Below are 16,746 nucleotides of genomic sequence, written 5' to 3'. Positions count from 1 at the left end.
GCTAGAGACCCTGCCATGCCGGCTTGTGCTCGTACACCCACCGGTAGTAGTCGGCTCGCTCGAAGCGGGTGGCCGCAGCCTCGTCGACCACCACGGTCGCGTGCGGGTGGAGTTGGATGCAGGAGCCGGGAATCGTGGCGGTGACGGGGCCCTCGACAGCCCTGGCGATCACGTCGGCTTTGCCTGCCCCGAACGCGAGGAGGACGAGGTGCTGGGCTCGCAGGATGGTGCCGATGCCTTGCGTGATGCAGTGGGTGGGGACCTGTTCCGGGGTGTCGAAGAAGCGTGCGTTGTCGGCGCGGGTGCGCGCCGTCAGCGTCTTGATGCGCGTCAGCGACGCCAACGACGAGCCGGGCTCGTTGAAGCCGACGTGGCCGTCGGTGCCGATGCCCAGCAACTGCAGGCCCACCCCACCGTGCGCGTCGAGCTCGGTTTCGTAGCGTTCGCCGGCCGTGGCGATCGTCGCTTCGTCGCCGTCGGGCACGCGCACGAGCGATGGGTCGAGGCCGAGCGGCTCGGTCACCTCGCGGTGGATCACGCTGTGGTAGCTCTCCGGGTGGTCCCGTGGCAGACCGACGTACTCGTCGAGCGCGAACGCCGAGACGCCGGACAGGTCGAGGCCGTCGCTGCGTTCGCGTGCGAGCGCGGCGTAGACCGGAAGTGGAGTCGATCCGGTCGCCACGCCGAGCGTGAAGTCGGACGAGTGTCGGACCTGCGTCGCGATGTGGCGCGCGACGAGGGCACCACCGGTCGCGGGACTGTCGACGATGACGACCTCAGCCATGGTGTCCGCCCATGATCGCGGCGCCGATCGCATGTGTCGGTCGCTCGTCGTCGAGGAGGTGCGTGATCGCGTCGAGTTGGAGTGAGGCGATGAGCGGCGACGTTCGTGACCACGCGTCGAAGTGCTCGGCCATGCCCTCGCACAGCGATCGGCCCAACCCGGCCAGGCCGCCTCCGATCACGATCGTGTCTGCACCGAAGGTCAGCGCGAGCACCCGGACTGCGCTCGCTGCCCCGAAGTACACACCGTCGCGGATGGCGATCGCGCGAGCGTCGCCGGCGTCGGCCGCATCGAACACGTCGACTGCGGACGCTCCCTCGACGCCCCACTGGCCGACCACACCGGAACCCGATGCGTAGCCCTCGAGTGTTCCGGCCAGTCCTTCGACGTGGGTGGGACCGTTCGGGTCGGCGGAGATGTAGCCGATCTCGCCGGCCATTCCGCGGCCGCCCTCCCACGCGCGGCCGTCGAGCACGAGTCCGGCGGCCATGCCGGTGCCGAGGTTGAGGTACGCGAGCGAGGTCGACGCTCCGCCGCGGAGTGCCCATGCGCCGAGCGCTGCGGCGTTGACGTCGTTGGACACCCGAACGGGGGCATCGGTTTCCGCTGTGATGGCGGCTTCGAGGTCGTACGACTCGATGGCGAGATTGCGCGCGTGGTGGATCACGCCGCGCCTGATCGTTCCGGGTACGCCGACACCGATCGACTCGATCCGGCCCCCAGCGTCGCGACTGACGGCGTCGATGGCCTCGAGTGTTCCCGCAGTGATGCCTGTCGGGCCGGTTCGCACCGGTTGCCGGAACGTCGCGAGAACGTTGAGTTCGTCGTCGATGGAGACGGCCTCGATCTTGGTGCCGCCGATGTCGATCCCGACCCTCATGCGGATGACCTCACGAGTTCGATGAGCGCCTCTCCCGCGAGCCGTGACGCGCCGAACGTCGCGATGTCCACGTGGTCGGAGTGCGCGAAACCCATGTCGACGATCAGCGCGTCCGAACTCGCCCGGAGGGTCGAGGCCGCGCCGACGGCGCCATCATCGCGGTGGAGTTCCCGTCCGACGACGATCGTCAGCGCGCCTGGTTCGGCGACGTAGTCGACCGCGCTCGTCCGGTCGTCGATGGGCACGACGAACGAGGGTACGGCGCCACCCTCGAAGAACGGGCCGAGAGGGGTGGCGCCGATGGCGATGTTCGGCTCGGGGTCGATCCGAACCCACTGCACCGGTCGTCCGGCGATCGCGAGCATCGCCGACGCGCGGTCCGACAGCGTGAACGATGCGGCGACCTCGCCGAGGCTGACGATCGGCGGGTTCGCCGCCCCGCGAGACGGCTCGCCGGCCTGCCGGCGACGGTCCGCCGTCCATCGGGCCAGTGTGAGGCAGCGACCGGCGGCGTCGGCGAGCCGACCGACCGGGAGCTCGCCGACAGAATCGGCGATCAGGAGCGCCTCCACGATGTCGCCGATCTCGGATTCGGAGTTGTTCGAGCCGAGGCACAGGAGGTCCGAGCCCGCCGCGACGGCGGAGACGGCTGCCGCGGGCATGCCGCGGGTTCCCGATGCTCCGACCATGTCGAGCGCATCGGTCACGACGACCCCGTCGAACCCGAGCCGCCCGCGCAGCAGGTCACCGAGGATGGTCTCCGAGAAGGTGGCGACGTGCTCGAGGTCGATCGCCGGCACGTGGATGTGCGACGTCATGATCGTCTTCGTTCCGGCAGCGATCGCCGCAGAGAACGGAACCAGTTCGCGGTCGGCGAGGGTCGCCGCGTCGGCGGCGATCACCGGCTCGGACAGGTGGGAGTCGGTCGCGGTGTCGCCGTGACCGGGGAAGTGTTTGGCGCATGCCGCGACGCCGGCGGCTTGCACACCATCGATCCACGCAGCCGTGTGCGCGGCGACGGCAACGGGATCGGCCCCGAAGCTCCGGACGCCGATCACCGGGTTGTCGGGGTTGGAGTTGACGTCGGCATCCGGCGCGAGGGTCAGATGGATGCCGACCGCGGCCAACTGGGCGCCGACCTCCCGTGCCACGGATCGCGTGAGCTCGATGTCGCCGATGCGCCCGAGGATCGCATTGCCCGGAAACGGCGAACCGTCATGCTGATGCAGTCGGGACACGTCGCCGCCCTCCTCGTCGATCGCAATGATCGCGTGTCGGTTCGCCGAGTGGATCGAGGCGGTCAGCGCGGCGACCTGCGCCGGCGTGTCGACGTTGTGACCGAACAGACAGATGCTGCCGAGACCGTCCTCGAGCAGTGCACGAAGCCAGTCGGGCAGCTCCGTGCCGACGAAGCCGGGCATCAGCAGCCCGAGCGCCTGACGGCGCAACTCTGGTGGCTGGGCTTCGGTCACCCTTTGACTGCTCCGCCGACGAGACCCTGTGCCATCCGGCCCTGCACGATCACGAAGAAGATGATGACGGGCACGGCGACGAGCACGGAGCCGGCCATGATCTGACCCCACTCGGGTGCCCCGAGGTTCGATTGCTGCGCGATGTCGCGCAGCCACAGTGGCAGGGTCTGGGCTTCGTCGTCGGTGAGCAGAACCGATGCGAGCGCGAACTCGTTCCACACCTGGATGAACGCGAAGACGCCCGACGCGACGAGGCCAGGGGCGATGAGCGGGAAGGTGATCCGTCGGAATGCTCCGAACCGGGTACAGCCATCGACCATGGCCGCCTCCTCGAGTTCGATCGGAACGCCGGCGACGAAGCCCCGCAGCATCCAGATCGTGAACGGCACGACCATCGCGACGTAGATGATCGAGACGCCCGCGATGGAGTTGAGCAGGCCGAGACCGGAGATCATCTGGTACTGGGCGATGAACATCGCTTCAGCCGGCAACATCTGCACCAGGATGATGACGAGCACGAAGCTCTTCCGCCCTCTGAAGCGAAAACGCGAGATGGCTAGGGCTGCGAGCGTCGCAAACGCGATGCACACGATGAGCGCCACCGCGACCACGATCACCGACATCTGGAGCGCCTCGAAGAACGGCGTCTCGGTCGTGACGTCGCGGTAGTTCTGCAGGGTGCCTCCGAATGGGAGGAACGTCGGGTCCAGTCCACTGATGGTGAGCGGAGTGAGGAACGACGAGTTGATCATCCAGTACACCGGGAAGGCCCAGACGATGGCGACGAGCACCGCAACCGCCGCGGCGAGGTAGCGCTTGAACTTGCTTCGCATCAGCGAGCGTCCTCTCTGAGAAGTTCACGTACGTAGAAGCCACTCACGCAGAGCGTGATCAGCAGCACGATCATCGCCGCCGCGGCGGCCAGACCGAAGCGGCCCTGGCCGATGCCGAGGCCGAAGATGTAGGTGCCGAGCAGGTCGTAGTCGTCGCCTTTCGGGCCGAGGTCCTGCAGCAGTTGAATCTGGGCGTACACGCGGAGGTCCCAGATGAACTGCAGGAGCAGGAGGATGACCAGCACGGGGCGAATGATCGGCATGATGATGTGCACCAGTTTCTGTCGGGCGTTGGCGCCGTCGAGCTGTGCAGCTTCGAGGACCTCCTCGCTGACTTGTGTCAACGCCGCATAGACCGAGATCGCCACGAACGGCACGGACGCCCAGGTGATGATGAGCGACGCGACGAAGAAGAAGCTGAGCGGTTCTTCGAGCCAGTTGTGACCGATCATGTCGACACCGGGCAACTTGCTGAGCAGGTAGTTGAGCACGCCGTTGCGCGAGTCGATCAGCCAGTTCCAGACCGTCATCTGGGCGACGATCGGCATCGCCCACGCGAGGAGAAGGGCGCTCTGGAGCATGACCCGCGCCCACGTCGGTGTGGCCTTCATCAGCAGGGCGAGCAGGATGCCGAGCCCCATGGTCGCCAGCGCGGTGGCCGCCATGAACACGAGCGAGCGGATGACGACCGTCCAGAAGAAGCCGTCGGTGAGCAGATCGGTGTAGTTGGCGAACCACAACCATGTGGCGTCCTCACCGAACTGCTGGCGCAGGCCGTACTCGCGCATCGAGTTGAGGACCTGCCAGCCCAGCGGGTAGGCGAGTCCGACGACGAGTGCGGCGACCGCGGGAAGCGTGAGCCAGTACGGCAGCTTGGGCGAACGCGCCTTCTTCCGCTTGCGCTTCGGCGTGGAGGGGTCGAAGTCGGGGTCGGCGTCGGGCTTCGTTGTGACAACGATCGACATGTCAGGGCTTTCCGCGAGTGTGGGGTGTCGGCTGGGAAATATGCGCTGGGTGGTCACGATCGTGCGGGCGGAGGGGGAGAGGGAGATGTCCCGTCCGCCCGCACGATCCCGCCCGCACGATCGGAGATCAGCCGTTGATGACGGCGTTGATCTTGTCGTCGTACTCGGCGGCGAGCGAGGCGACGTCGCCACCCTCGGCAACCGCCTGGAAGAACTGCTCGAGAAGCTGCTGCTCCTCGACCGACGTCCAACCCGGCGCGGCCGGGGTCAGCTTGGCTCCAGCGGCCGTGTCGAGCGAGATCTGAGCGATCTCGGGATCGGCGGCCGAGTCGACGTACACCGAGCCGAACTCGGTGTTGGCCGGCCCGAGTCCGTTCTCGGCCAGGAGCGTCTGGTACTCGTCCGAGAAGATGATTCCCATCAGCTCGAGTGCTGCGTCCTGATTCTCCGAGGCTGCCGAGATCCCGATGTTCGACCCGCCGGCGAACACCGGCGCGAGTCCACCGTCGACGCCGGGAAGGGCGTACGCACCGAAGGTCTCCGGGTCCCACGTCGCGACGGCCTCGCCGTCCTCGTCCTCCGAGATGTCGCCGAGGCTCCAGTACGCCCAGTTCGGGGCGAGCGTTGTGCCGACGGCGGTGTCGGGAAGGTACTCGTCGTTGATCGCCTGGTAGGCGGTCTCGTCGGTGTCGGTCGCGCCGGCGACGGACGCCGTCGCGAACAGTTCCTGCCACATCTCCATCCCGGCGATCGACTCGTCGGAGGAGAGGGCTGCGGTCCACTCGCCACCGTCGTAGGTCGCGAGGTCGCCGCCGTTGGCGAAGATCCAGGCGATGCCGTTGCGCCAGTCCTGCCCCGGAACGTAGGCGCCCGAGCCGGCCGCCTTGAGGGTGGCGTTCACCTCGGTGAACTCCTGCAGCGTGCCGGGCACCTCGACCCCGGCGGCCTCGTACAGGTCCTTGCGGTACCAGGGGAAGCGCGAACCGAAGTAGTAGGGCACCGAGTAGACGGCGTCACCGACGGAACCCGCCTCGACGAAACCCTGGAGCAGTTCGTCGCCGCCGAGTTCGTCGTAGTACGGGGTGAGGTCGCTGTATGCGCCCACCGCGCTGAAGGTGGCGGTCTGTGTGTTGCCGGTCTCGAACACGTCCGGCGTGGACGAGGAGTCGGGCAGCGCTGCGGTCAGCGACGGGATCAAGTCGCCCCAACCGATCTGCTCGATCGACAGATCGCCGCCCGTGGTCGACGCGTAGGTCTCCGTGAGATAGGTCAGCGCGGCGTCGGGCGTGTCCGTGCCGGCCAGCCACAGCGTGATGTCTTCACCGTCGGACGCGTTCGCGTCGGATTCCTCGGCAGACGTCGTCCCGGCGGGTGCGTCGGTCCCCTCGTCGGCCGTCGTCTCCGCGGGTGCGTCGGTCGCCTCGGTGGCGCTGTCGCCATCATCCGAGCCGCAGGCGACCAGGGCCACGGTGGCCATGGTCACCGCAATCGGTGTGATCTTTCTCATGGATTCATCCTTTGTGTGTGGGTACGGATCCGCAGCCGAATCGACTTCGGACGGACGGGGGTCAGGAGACCCCCAGTTGGCCTCGGAGGACCAACACAACGGCGCCGAGCACGATCAGGTCGTGCCCGAGCTCGGTCATTCGCAGCTGCACGTCGCCATGCGCGTCGGCGAGTACCCGATCGCGCAATGTCGACTGAGCGGAGGCGAGCAGTGGACCCGAGATGTGGCTGGCCGGACCGGCGAGCACCACCTCGGTGAGATTGAGGGCGCTGACGATCGGGGCGAGCACCATGCCGAGACGGCGTCCGGCCTCGGTCAGCACTGCGTCGCGGTCGGCGGACGGCTCGGCGAGATGAGCGTCGATCCGCGGAATGGCGAGCCACCGTTCGAGGCAGCCGTTGTTGCCGCACACGCACGGTTCGCTCACATCGGTCCCGCTCACCACGTGCCCGATCTCGCCGGCCGAGTGTCGGGCGCCGCTGACGATGCGACCGTCGATGATCAGGCCCGAGCCGACGCCGCGACCGATCCGAACCAGCATCATGTCGAGCTGGCCTTCGCCGAACGAGAGCTCTCCGACGGCGGCGGCATTGGCATCGTTGGCGACAGCGACCGGCAGGCCGCAGACTTCGGCGAGGCGAGCCTGGAGGGGGACGTCCTGCCAACCGAGGTTGGGCGCCGACAGCACCACGCCCTGATCGTCGACGATTCCCGGACTGCCCACGCCCACACCCACCACGGGAAGCGGAGCGAGGGCGACCAGTTCGGTCAACAACGTCTCGACCGCGACGACCGCTTCTTCGCCCTGGACCTCGGAGATACCGAGCTCGGCACGCTCGACCACCGCGCCATCCAGATCGGTGACAACGCCGACGAACGCGTGCGACGACGAGAGATCCAGACCGATGACGTTGCGGCCTTCACGGTTGATGTCGAGCATGGTCGCGGGCTTGCCGGGTCGTGAGGAGGCGCGGGTTCCGAGCTCGAGGACGAGACCTTCCTCGATGAGGTCGCCGACGACATCGGAGATCGTGACGCGACTGAGACCGAGCTCGCGAGACAGGTCGGCGCGGGAGAGGCCACGACCGCGATACAGCGCTTGCAGCACGAGGCGGCGGTGGTGGCTTCGAGCCTCACTGGGGCCGAGGCGTTGCGCCGTCGCTCCGTTGCCCGGCCAGCGCGCTGCCGGACTCGCTGCAGAGGGTGACACCTGTCGCACATCTGTTAGTAAACCTTCCAAACTAATTAATGTCAAGTCCGGATTCGCGCAAGCTCGGGTTCACCCACGGCCCCGCTGGGTCCTTGCTGGGCGGTGAGCCAACTGACGTGGCCGTGTCGGTTCACTCACCAGCCTGGTGGGTGCGCGCCGGGTGGTGAGGTAACTGGCGTGGTGGTGTCGGTTCGCTCACCGGCTGGCGGCGGAACGGGCGCGGTAGACCTCGACGAGGTGGGCGACGACGGTGTCGAGCGAGGCTCGGAACTCGGCGCGTGAGACCCGGTTGACCAACCAGCCGAGCGCAACGGCGCCGGCATCGCGACGGCGGTCCGACGTGTGCCCGATGGTCTGCTCGTGAACGGGATGCACGTCGACCTCCACCGCCCACCGCAGGGCGGGTACGGCGAGATCGAAGCGGGCTCGACCGTACCCAGGGAGTTCGACCTCGTATTGGCGTACAAGTCCGGTGACGCCAGCGGCCTCGAGTGCCTGGCCGAGATCCACTTCTGGTCCGGACTCGGCGGCGGGACCTGCGACTCGTCGCTCGAGTTGGCGGAGGAACGTGAAGAGCCACGGCCGCTGCGGCGACATCCAGTCGACGGCGACCGTGCGCATCTCGGACTCGCTCAGGTTGCCGTCGTGCATCGCCTGCTCCATCACGGACAGCAACAGATCGGGCGAGAGGTGGCGCGCGAGATCGAGAGCGGTCCGCGCTCGCGAGGTCACCCGGATCCCGTCCGGTCGCAGGACGATGTCGTCGCCGTGAATGGCCGCGGTTCGGTACACGGCCACGCCAGGTCGCGAGGCCGGCTGCGAATGCGGAGGACCGATGACGTGGATGCGACGGTCGCCCTGGACATGGCGAAATCCCCAGAGTCGACCCGCCGTCGGTCCGGCGATCGCGACCGCGGGTCGTGCGAGACAGACCGCAGCACAGCGTCCGAGTTCGTCGAGTTCGACGCTCGGGGTCGCGTACGCTCCGCGTTCGACGTGGATGAGCTGGCCGCTCTGGGCGAGGTGGTGGATCTGGCGCGTCGAGAGGCCGTGCGCGTGCAGTTGGTGGCTCGACACCACCCCGTGCTGGCCGGCCATCGTGCGATGGGCCGCAACGGGCAGCTTCGTCATGTTGGTCTCCCTGATCGAGATGCGTCAGGGGAGAGCCGGTGGCGCAACGCTACCGGGGTGGTCGCGACTCCATGAGTGGTGAGCGAAGTGACGCTGGAGCGTCGGTTCACTCACCGCCTTGACTCGTGGGACCGCGATCGTGAGGCAACCGACGTGGGTGCGTCGGTTCGCTCACCGCCCGCGGGTGCGTGGGTGGATCGGGGTGGGTCGGATCGGCGGGCCAGCGATGGGCGGGTGGCGGTCAGCGGTTGCGGAGGCGTTTGCTGAGTTCGTTCAGACGCTGCTTCTCGTCACCCGAGAGCGCGTCCATCCCCTGATCGCTGATCTTGTCGAGCAGGTGATCGAGTTCGATCTGGTCGGTCGGCGACGCGGCCGGTGACGGGGGAGCGGGGACCCGCGAGGGGACGTCGTTCTTCCACGGTCCCTCGACGACGCTCTGGCCACTCGTGCCGCGCTTGGGGCGCTTCGCCTTCGGCGGCTTGGACCGCCCCACCGAGCGTGTCCGGGAGCGGCGCCGCCCGTTCGGATCCAGGTTCAGCGGAATGTGGGGAATCGGCCACGCGGAGGCCAGTCCCAGCGATCGCCCAGCGCTGAGTGCCGCCGCGACGACCAGCAGGAGGAACACGATCGCGCCGGTGTTGCCGGCGTCGGAGAGCACGAGCAGTTGGAGCACGGTGAACCCCGCGGCGATGCCCCACATCGGGATCACGTCGAACCAGCGAACGTTCGGGTACGTGCCGGCATACACCCAGATCCCGGCGAGGAAGAGCGGTCCGAGACCGAACTCGATGCCGCCGAAGTCGAACGTGTCGCTGGCGAGTCCCAGCAGTGTGACGGTCAACGCCGGAATGATCGTGACCGCGAGCACCCACATCAGGAATCTGCCGCGTCCGAACAGCGCCTCGAGCTGCTGGCCGAACGACCAGAAGAACGCGATGCTGATGACCGCGAAGAAGCTCGGCACCTCGGCGATCGGCCAGGTGACCAGTCGCCAGACCTCGCCGGAACGCACGGCGGCGCCTTCGAAGACCAGCAATGCGAAGGTTTCCTCGCTGAACGCCTTGACGAACATCGACGCAACGGCGAGCGCCGTCATGATGTCGACGGTCGTGACGTCATAGTGGCTGACGCGGAACCAACCGTCGTTCGGACGGCGGCGGAACATGGCGGCGAAGTACTGCGACATCAGCTGCCCACGGTACCCGCCCCTCCCTATCCTGAACACGTCATGATCAAGCGTCCACCAGCGGGCACGATCCCCGACGAACCCGGTTCGTACCAGTTCAAGGACAAGCACGGCCGCGTCATCTACGTCGGCAAGGCATCGAGCCTGCGTCAGCGGCTGTCGAACTACTTCCAGAACCCGCGCAACATGCATCCGCGCACCGCGCAGATGGTCGAAACGGCCGAGTCGGTCGAGTGGACGATCGTGCGCAACGAGGTCGAAGCGCTGATGCTGGAGTACTCCTTGATCAAGGAGCACGATCCGCGTTTCAACGTCCGCCTGCGCGACGACAAGAGCTATCCGTTCCTCGCGGTCACCAACTCCGACGTGTGGCCCCGCGCGATGGTGATGCGCGGGACGAAGAAGAAGGGCACCCGCTACTTCGGTCCGTATGCCCACGCCTACGCGATCCGCGACACGCTCGATCTCCTGTTGCGCAGCTTCCCGATCCGCACGTGCAGCGAGAACAAGTTCCAGGAGCACCACCGATTGGGCCGACCGTGCCTCTTGTTCCACATCGAGAAGTGCTCGGGGCCGTGCGTCGGCGAGATCGAGGAGATGGAGTACCGCCAGCTCGTCACCGAACTGTGCGAGTTCCTCGACGGCGACACCGACGAGATCGTGCAGCGTCTCGAACGCGAGATGCAGGCCGCCGCGACCGATCTCGAATTCGAGCGCGCCGCCCGATTGCGGGACCGGTTGGAAGCGGTGCGCAAGGCGATCGCCAAGCAGCAGATGGTCGCCGACAAGAACGAGGACCTCGACGTGATCGGCATCGCCGAGGACGAACTCGAAGCCTCCGTTCAGGTGTTCTACGTGCGCAAGGGCCGGGTGATGGGTCGCAAGGGGTTCATCCTCGACAAGGTGGAGGAGTTGACGCCCGGTCGACTCATCGACCGCATCCTCGAATCGATGTACGGCGAGCAGCCGGTGGTCGGCGTCCCGAAGCAGGTGCTCGTCCCGTACGAGGCCGACGGTGTCGACATCTACGAGGAGTGGCTCCAGATGAGCCGCGGTTCGAAGGTCCAGGTCCGCGTGCCGCAACGGGGCGACAAGAAGGCGTTGCTCGAAACGGTCACCCGCAACGCACAGGAGGAGTTCACCCGCCACCGGATGAAACGCGCGAGCGACCACAACACTCGCAGCCGAGCACTGACCGAACTGCAGAAGCACCTCGATCTCCCGGAAGCACCGCTCCGGATCGAGTGCTACGACATGGCGCATCTCCAGGGGACGGACTACGTCGGATCGATGGTCGTGCTCGAGGACGGGTTGCCCGCCAAGCGGGAGTATCGCCGATTCAAGGTGAACGACGTCGGGGGAAGTGAGGTCGGCAGCGGCAGCGACGACTACGCGGCGATGGCCGAGGTCGTCCGGCGTCGGCTCACCGCCTACCTCGCCGAGCGCGAGCGTCCGGTCGAGGAACGAAACTCGACCGAGGGCAAGCCCGGCAAGTTCGCGTACCCACCGCAGCTGCTGCTCGTCGATGGGGGGAAGGGTCAGGTCAGCGCGACCCAGCGAGTGGTCGAGGAACTCGGCCTGGCCGACGAGATCCCCGTCGCCGGACTGGCCAAGCGCTTCGAGGAGATCTACGTCCCGGGTCGTTCCGCTCCGGTGGAGATCCCCCGCGGGTCCGAAGCCTTGTTCATGCTGCAGCGCATTCGCGATGAGGCGCACCGATTCGCGAACTCGTTCCACCGGGAGCGTCGGAGCAAGCGGATGACCGTCAGTGCGCTCGACGGCATTCCCGGCCTCGGTGAGGTCCGGAAGAAGAAGTTGACCAAGGCGATGGGCGGCGTCAGCGCGGTGAAGAAGGCCGACCTCGACGAGTTGAAGTCACACAGCTTCCTCCCCGACGCCGTGGCCGAAGCGATCCACGCCAAGTTCCACCCCAGCGTTACGTAACGGGTCAGACCCGTTGCGTAACGCTCAGACGTGCGGGGCGATGTCGGACATGAAGCGGCGGTAGCCGTCGAGTCGTTGCTCCGGCGACGCGCCGAGGGTGGCGTCGTAGACGATGAACTCGTCGAAGCCCTGATCGACGTACCGACCCATCTCGGCGACGATCTTGTCGTCGGAGCCGGCGATCAACCGGTCGCCCATCGGTCCCGCGTACGCAGCGTCGATCTTCTCCTGGTCGTCGGTCATCATCACCAACGCCTGCGCGGAGGTGTGCATCGACGCCGGGTCGGTGCCGACCGATTCGCATGCCGTGAGGAATTTCTCGCGCACGTCGCCGGCGAGGTCTGGCGCACCCCACGTGTTCCACTCCTGCGCGTGGGTTGCGGTGATCCGGAGCATCCGTGGGCTCTTCGTTCCGACCAGGATCGGAAGTCGGTCCTGGATCGGCTTGGGATCGCACGGCGCGTCGGTGAACTCGTAGAACTGGCCCGCGAACGTCGTGCGGTCGGTGTCGAGCAACGAGCGCACGATCTGGATCGATTCCTCGAACCGGCTCACCCGCGGCCCGGGTTCTTCCAGTTCGATCCCGTAGGCGGTGTGCTCGTTGATCTGCCAACCCGCACCCATCCCGAGCACGAACCGTCCGTTCGTCAACCGGTCGATCGACGCGGCACGGTTGGCCAACAGAGCGGGGTGATGCACCGAGGTCGGAGCGACGAGAGGGCCGACGCGGATCCTGCTTGTCACCGCGACGATCGCGGGCAACACCGCCCAGCACTCGTGCGTGTCGCCCGCCGTGAACGACTCGTCGCCGGTGTTCGGCATGTAGTGGTCGGCGTACCAGAGTCCGAACCAGCCGTCGTCGTCGGCCATCTTGGCGAGGTCGAGCACCTCCTGCGGGGGTCGACTCGGATCTGGCCACACGGAGAACTTCATCGCGCCGACCGTACCCTGCGCACATGACGCGAAACCTCGACGCGCCGGATCTGTGGGAGACCCACGCGGATTGGTGGATCGCAGGGTTCACGGATGGAGCAGATCCCGAGTACGTGGACCAGATCTTGCCGATGGCAGCCGACGAACTCGCGGGTGCCGCTCGGGTTCTCGACATCGGCTGTGGTGACGGTCAGATCAGTCGACTCGCGGCGTCGGCCGGCGCGCGCGTGACCGGGATCGACCCGACGTGGAACTGTGTGCGCGTCGCGCGCGAACGCGGTGGGGGCGCCGACTACTCACGGGCATCGGCGTCGGGTCTGCCCTTCGGCGACGGGGCCTTCGACGCCGCTGTTGCGTGCCTCGTCTTCGAACACATCGACGACGTCGACGAGGCGATCGCCGAGGTCGCCCGCGTGCTCGAACCCGGTGGTCGGTTCTGCTTCTTCCTGAACCATCCGATCCTGCAGGCGCCGGGAAGCGTGTGGGTCGACGACCATCTCGTCGACCCACCCGAGCAGTACTGGCGCCTCGGGCCGTACCTCGACGAGATCGAGACGGTCGAAGAGGTGGAGTTGGGTGTGCGGATCCGATTCGTACATCGGCCGCTCTCGCGATACGTGAATGCACTGGCCCGGAACGGACTGAGGATCGACCGGATGGTCGAGCCGGCACCTCCGGACAGCTTCCTCGATCAGGGCCCCGGCTACGAGGCCAGCGCGGCGTTCCCGCGGTTGTTGTACCTCCGGCTGACGAAGTCCGCTTGAGCACCTACGCTGGGGGCATGGCGGAGATCGTCCTCATCACCGGATTGTCCGGCGCCGGCCGATCGGGCGCAGCCGACGTACTCGAAGACCTCGGTTGGTACGTGGTCGACAACCTCCCGACGACGCTCATCAACACGATCATCGATCTCGCGGCCAAGCCGGGAAGTGATATCCCGCGGCTCGCGCTGGTGGCCGGCCGCAATCACGACGAACTCCTCAGTTCGGTCGGCGAGGTCCGCGCCAGTGGTCACGAGGTCACCGTTCTGTTCCTCGACGCGTCGACCGCCGAGATCGTCAAGCGCTACGACGCCACTCGTCGTCGGCACCCGCTCGCCGATCGGGCCGCGGGTCTCGTCGAGTCGATCGAACTCGAACGCGAGCAGCTCGATCCGGCGCGTGCCGCTGCGGATCTCGTGATCGACACGACGGACCTCAACGTGCACCAGTTGAAGGAGCGTCTCGTCGCAGCGTTCGCCGAATCGACGGTGTCCCGGCTCCAGGTGTCGGTCGAGAGCTTCGGGTTCAAGCACGGTCTGCCTCTCGACGCCGACATCGTGATGGACGTCCGGTTCCTTCCGAACCCGCACTGGCAACCCGAGCTCCGACCGCTCACCGGTCACGATCCGAAGGTCCGGGACCATGTGCTCGAGACCGCTGCGGGTTCCGACTTCGTCGACCGGTTCGAAGAGTTGCTCGGCGCGTTGCTGCCGCAGTACGAGAAAGAGGGTCGTGCGTATCTGACGGTGGCCGTGGGCTGCACCGGTGGCCGCCATCGTTCCGTCGCCATCGCCGAGGAGCTCGCTGGTCGGCTTCGGGCGCGCGGGGTCGCCGTACGCGCCTCGCACCGCGACGTCGCTCGCTGATTCTGCGGCCTGCCGGGCCGGGGACGACTACAGTCGGCTTCGTTCGACGTGGCAGCCGATCGGTCTGCGCAGACGCGCCGAGCATCCCCCCGCAAGCACCACACAAAGGATCACAACATGACAGTTCGCGTCGGCATCAACGGCTTCGGTCGGATCGGTCGGAACTTCTTCCGCGCAGCGAAGGCTCAGGGCGCGGACATCGATTTCGTCGCGGTCAACGACCTGGGCTCCCTCGACCAGATGGCGCACCTGCTCCAATACGACTCGGTGCTCGGCGTGTTTCCCGAAACGGTCAAGGCCGTGAAGGGTGGCATCAAGGTCGGATCGGACACGCTGAAGGTGCTCAGCGAGCGCAATCCGGGTGACCTTCCGTGGGGCGATCTCGGTGTCGATGTCGTCATCGAGTCGACCGGCTTCTTCAACTCGCGTGACGCCGCTGGTGCCCACCTCGACGCAGGTGCGCCGCTGGTCATCGTGTCGGCACCGTGCTCGGAAGCCGATGCCACGTTCGTGTACGGCGTGAACCACAAGGACTTCCGGATCAGCAAGCACAAGGTCATCTCGAACGCGAGCTGCACCACGAACTGCATCGTGCCGCTCGTCAAGGTGCTCGACGACAACTTCGGTGTGGTCGAAGGCCTCATGACCACGGTGCATGCCTACACCGGCGACCAGTCGCTCGTCGACGGCCCGCACAAGGACCTGCGCCGAGCGCGTGCTGCGGCGATCAACATCATCCCGACGTCGACCGGCGCGGCGCGTGCCACGTCGCTCGTGATGGAGACGATGAAGGGCAAGCTCGACGGTGGGGCGCTGCGCGTGCCGGTGCCGACGGGATCGCTCACCGACTTCACGGCCAACCTGAAGAAGTCGGCCACGGTCGAGGAGATCAATGCTGCGTTCAAGAAGGCGGCCAAGACCGGCCCGCTCAAGGACGTGCTCAGCTACACCGAGGCGCCGATCGTCTCGAGCGACATCGTCACCGATCCGTCGAGCTGCACCTACGACGCGGGCATGACCCACGTGCAGGGCAAGATGGTCAAGGTCAACGGTTGGTACGACAACGAGTGGGGCTACTCGAACCGCCTCGTCGACATGACCGTGTTCACCGGTTCCAAAGTCAAGAAGTGAGCGGAATCCCGACGCTGGAGGACCTGGAAGCCGAACTCGGCGGAGACCTGTCGGGCAAACGCATCCTCGTGCGAACCGACTTCAACGTTCCGCTCGACAACGGTGAGATCACCGACGACTTCCGGATCAAGTCCGCGCTCCCGACGATCGAATGGTTGACCGAACGCGGCGCGAACGTCGTCACGGCCAGCCACCTCGGCCGACCGAAGGGCGAACCGAATCCGGAGTTCTCGATGGATCCGGTGCGCGCCCGGCTCGCCGAGTTGGCGCCCGGTGTCGACCTGCGCGAGAACCTGCGTTTCGATCCGGGCGAGACCGGTAACAGAGACGCGTTCGTGGCCGAGTTGGTCGACGGGATCGATGGCTACGTCAACGACGCGTTCGGCGCGTCACACCGCGCTCACGCGTCGATCGTCGGACCGCCGCAGCACGTCCCGTCCGCGATGGGGCGCCTGCTGGAGAAGGAAGTCGACGTCCTGCTGGGGTTGCGCAACAAGCCGAAGCACCCGTTCGTCGCGGTGCTCGGCGGCGCGAAGATCTCCGACAAGCTCGGGGTGATCGAGGCGCTGCTCGAGACGGTCGACTCGATCATCATCGGCGGGGCGATGTGTTTCACGTTCTTCGCCGCTCAGGGCAAGCCGATCGGGAACTCGTTGTTCGAGCCCGACATGGTCGACACCTGCGCGGAGTTGTTGGCGAAGGCGGAGTCGATGGGCAAGACGATCCACCTGCCCGACGACATCACCGGGACCGACGCCGCCGGCAACTTCGCCCAGTTCGGGTCGCGTCTCGGCGAGGGCTGCATCGGCTACGACATCGGACCCGGGTCGGCAGCGGCGTTCACCGACGTGATCATGGACGCGCGGATGGTGTTCTGGAACGGCCCGATGGGCATGTTCGAGGACGAACGGTTCGCATCGGGTACCCGCACCGTCGCGCAGGCGATGGCCGACACGAAGGCGTTCACCGTGGTCGGCGGTGGAGACTCTGCCGCAGCGCTCGCTCAGTTCCGCCTCGACGACGAGGTCGACCACGTCTCCACCGGAGGCGGTGCCAGCCTCGAACTCCTCGAGAACGGTGACCTCCCCGGCCTCGCCGCCCTCCGCGGACCATCGGGTGTCTGACACGGAATGGTTCAACCGA

General features: G+C 66.9%; 15 protein-coding genes. 5 read left to right on the top strand and 10 right to left on the bottom strand.

Translation table 11 applies throughout. The features are described 5' to 3' along the window. Nucleotide 1: 1 nt before the first annotated feature. The 9 genes from ON45_RS07670 to ON45_RS07630 form a co-directional block, all read right to left on the bottom strand. Entirely contained in the window at nucleotides 2-784 is a 783-nt protein-coding gene (locus tag ON45_RS07670; protein WP_040493062.1) for a glucosamine-6-phosphate deaminase, read from the bottom strand. Continuing rightward, the gene (locus ON45_RS07665) at nucleotides 777-1,664 is read right to left on the bottom strand and encodes an ROK family protein (RefSeq protein WP_040493061.1); all 888 of its coding nucleotides are present in this window, start codon (nucleotides 1,662-1,664) and stop codon (nucleotides 777-779) included. The genes ON45_RS07670 and ON45_RS07665 overlap by 8 nt, the downstream gene beginning before the upstream one ends. Beyond that, nucleotides 1,661-3,136: a glycoside hydrolase family 3 protein gene (locus tag ON45_RS07660; RefSeq protein ID WP_040493060.1), complete on the bottom strand. Its 1,476-nt coding sequence runs from the start codon at nucleotides 3,134-3,136 to the stop codon at nucleotides 1,661-1,663. The genes ON45_RS07665 and ON45_RS07660 overlap by 4 nt, the downstream gene beginning before the upstream one ends. Next, nucleotides 3,133-3,969: a carbohydrate ABC transporter permease gene (locus ON45_RS07655; RefSeq protein ID WP_051062701.1), complete on the bottom strand. Its 837-nt coding sequence runs from the start codon at nucleotides 3,967-3,969 to the stop codon at nucleotides 3,133-3,135. The genes ON45_RS07660 and ON45_RS07655 overlap by 4 nt, the downstream gene beginning before the upstream one ends. Further along, nucleotides 3,969-4,934 carry a carbohydrate ABC transporter permease gene (locus ON45_RS07650; protein WP_040493059.1) on the bottom strand — a complete coding sequence of 322 codons (966 nt, stop codon included), beginning with the start codon at nucleotides 4,932-4,934 and terminating at the stop codon, nucleotides 3,969-3,971. The genes ON45_RS07655 and ON45_RS07650 overlap by 1 nt, the downstream gene beginning before the upstream one ends. Nucleotides 4,935-5,061: 127 nt before the next feature. Next, on the bottom strand, nucleotides 5,062-6,441 hold the full coding sequence (locus ON45_RS07645) for an extracellular solute-binding protein (RefSeq protein WP_040493058.1): 1,380 nt from the start codon (nucleotides 6,439-6,441) through the stop codon (nucleotides 5,062-5,064). A 61-nt stretch (nucleotides 6,442-6,502) separates the two neighbouring features. Beyond that, nucleotides 6,503-7,651, bottom strand: coding sequence for an ROK family transcriptional regulator (locus ON45_RS07640; protein WP_051062710.1), 1,149 nt, complete (start codon nucleotides 7,649-7,651; stop codon nucleotides 6,503-6,505). Between the two features lie 195 nt (nucleotides 7,652-7,846). Beyond that, complete coding sequence (locus ON45_RS07635; RefSeq protein WP_040493056.1) at nucleotides 7,847-8,782, bottom strand: type IV toxin-antitoxin system AbiEi family antitoxin domain-containing protein; 936 nt, start codon at nucleotides 8,780-8,782, stop codon at nucleotides 7,847-7,849. A gap of 241 nt (nucleotides 8,783-9,023) precedes the next feature. Then, entirely contained in the window at nucleotides 9,024-9,968 is a 945-nt protein-coding gene (locus tag ON45_RS07630; protein ID WP_040493055.1) for a DUF6576 domain-containing protein, read from the bottom strand. 42 nt (nucleotides 9,969-10,010) lie between these two features. Between ON45_RS07630 and uvrC the strand changes: the two genes are divergently transcribed. Then, nucleotides 10,011-11,912, top strand: a complete 1,902-nt coding sequence (gene uvrC / locus ON45_RS07625) for an excinuclease ABC subunit UvrC (protein ID WP_040493054.1) — start codon at nucleotides 10,011-10,013, stop codon at nucleotides 11,910-11,912. 24 nt (nucleotides 11,913-11,936) lie between these two features. Here uvrC and ON45_RS07620 read toward each other — a convergent pair whose 3' ends face one another. Then, complete coding sequence (locus tag ON45_RS07620) at nucleotides 11,937-12,845, bottom strand: LLM class flavin-dependent oxidoreductase (protein ID WP_040493053.1); 909 nt, start codon at nucleotides 12,843-12,845, stop codon at nucleotides 11,937-11,939. A gap of 23 nt (nucleotides 12,846-12,868) precedes the next feature. Here ON45_RS07620 and ON45_RS07615 point away from each other — a divergent pair, with 23 nt between their 5' ends. The 4 genes from ON45_RS07615 to ON45_RS07600 all read left to right on the top strand — a co-directional run bounded on the left by ON45_RS07615 (nucleotide 12,869) and on the right by ON45_RS07600 (nucleotide 16,727). Further along, the gene (locus ON45_RS07615) at nucleotides 12,869-13,609 is read left to right on the top strand and encodes a class I SAM-dependent methyltransferase (RefSeq protein ID WP_040493052.1); all 741 of its coding nucleotides are present in this window, start codon (nucleotides 12,869-12,871) and stop codon (nucleotides 13,607-13,609) included. Nucleotides 13,610-13,626: 17 nt separating this feature from the next. Further along, nucleotides 13,627-14,472 (top strand): RNase adapter RapZ, encoded by an 846-nt coding sequence (rapZ, locus tag ON45_RS07610; RefSeq protein ID WP_040493051.1) that lies wholly within the window; start codon nucleotides 13,627-13,629, stop codon nucleotides 14,470-14,472. 117 nt (nucleotides 14,473-14,589) lie between these two features. Next, nucleotides 14,590-15,603: a type I glyceraldehyde-3-phosphate dehydrogenase gene (gene gap, locus ON45_RS07605; protein WP_040493050.1), complete on the top strand. Its 1,014-nt coding sequence runs from the start codon at nucleotides 14,590-14,592 to the stop codon at nucleotides 15,601-15,603. Beyond that, nucleotides 15,600-16,727: a phosphoglycerate kinase gene (locus tag ON45_RS07600; protein ID WP_040493049.1), complete on the top strand. Its 1,128-nt coding sequence runs from the start codon at nucleotides 15,600-15,602 to the stop codon at nucleotides 16,725-16,727. The genes gap and ON45_RS07600 overlap by 4 nt, the downstream gene beginning before the upstream one ends. Nucleotides 16,728-16,746: the final 19 nt, after the last annotated feature.

The sequence above is a fragment of the Ilumatobacter nonamiensis YM16-303 genome (assembly GCF_000350145.1).
GTDB lineage: Bacteria > Actinomycetota > Acidimicrobiia > Acidimicrobiales > Ilumatobacteraceae > Ilumatobacter_A > Ilumatobacter_A nonamiensis.
This window is presented reverse-complemented; position numbering and strand designations above follow the sequence as displayed.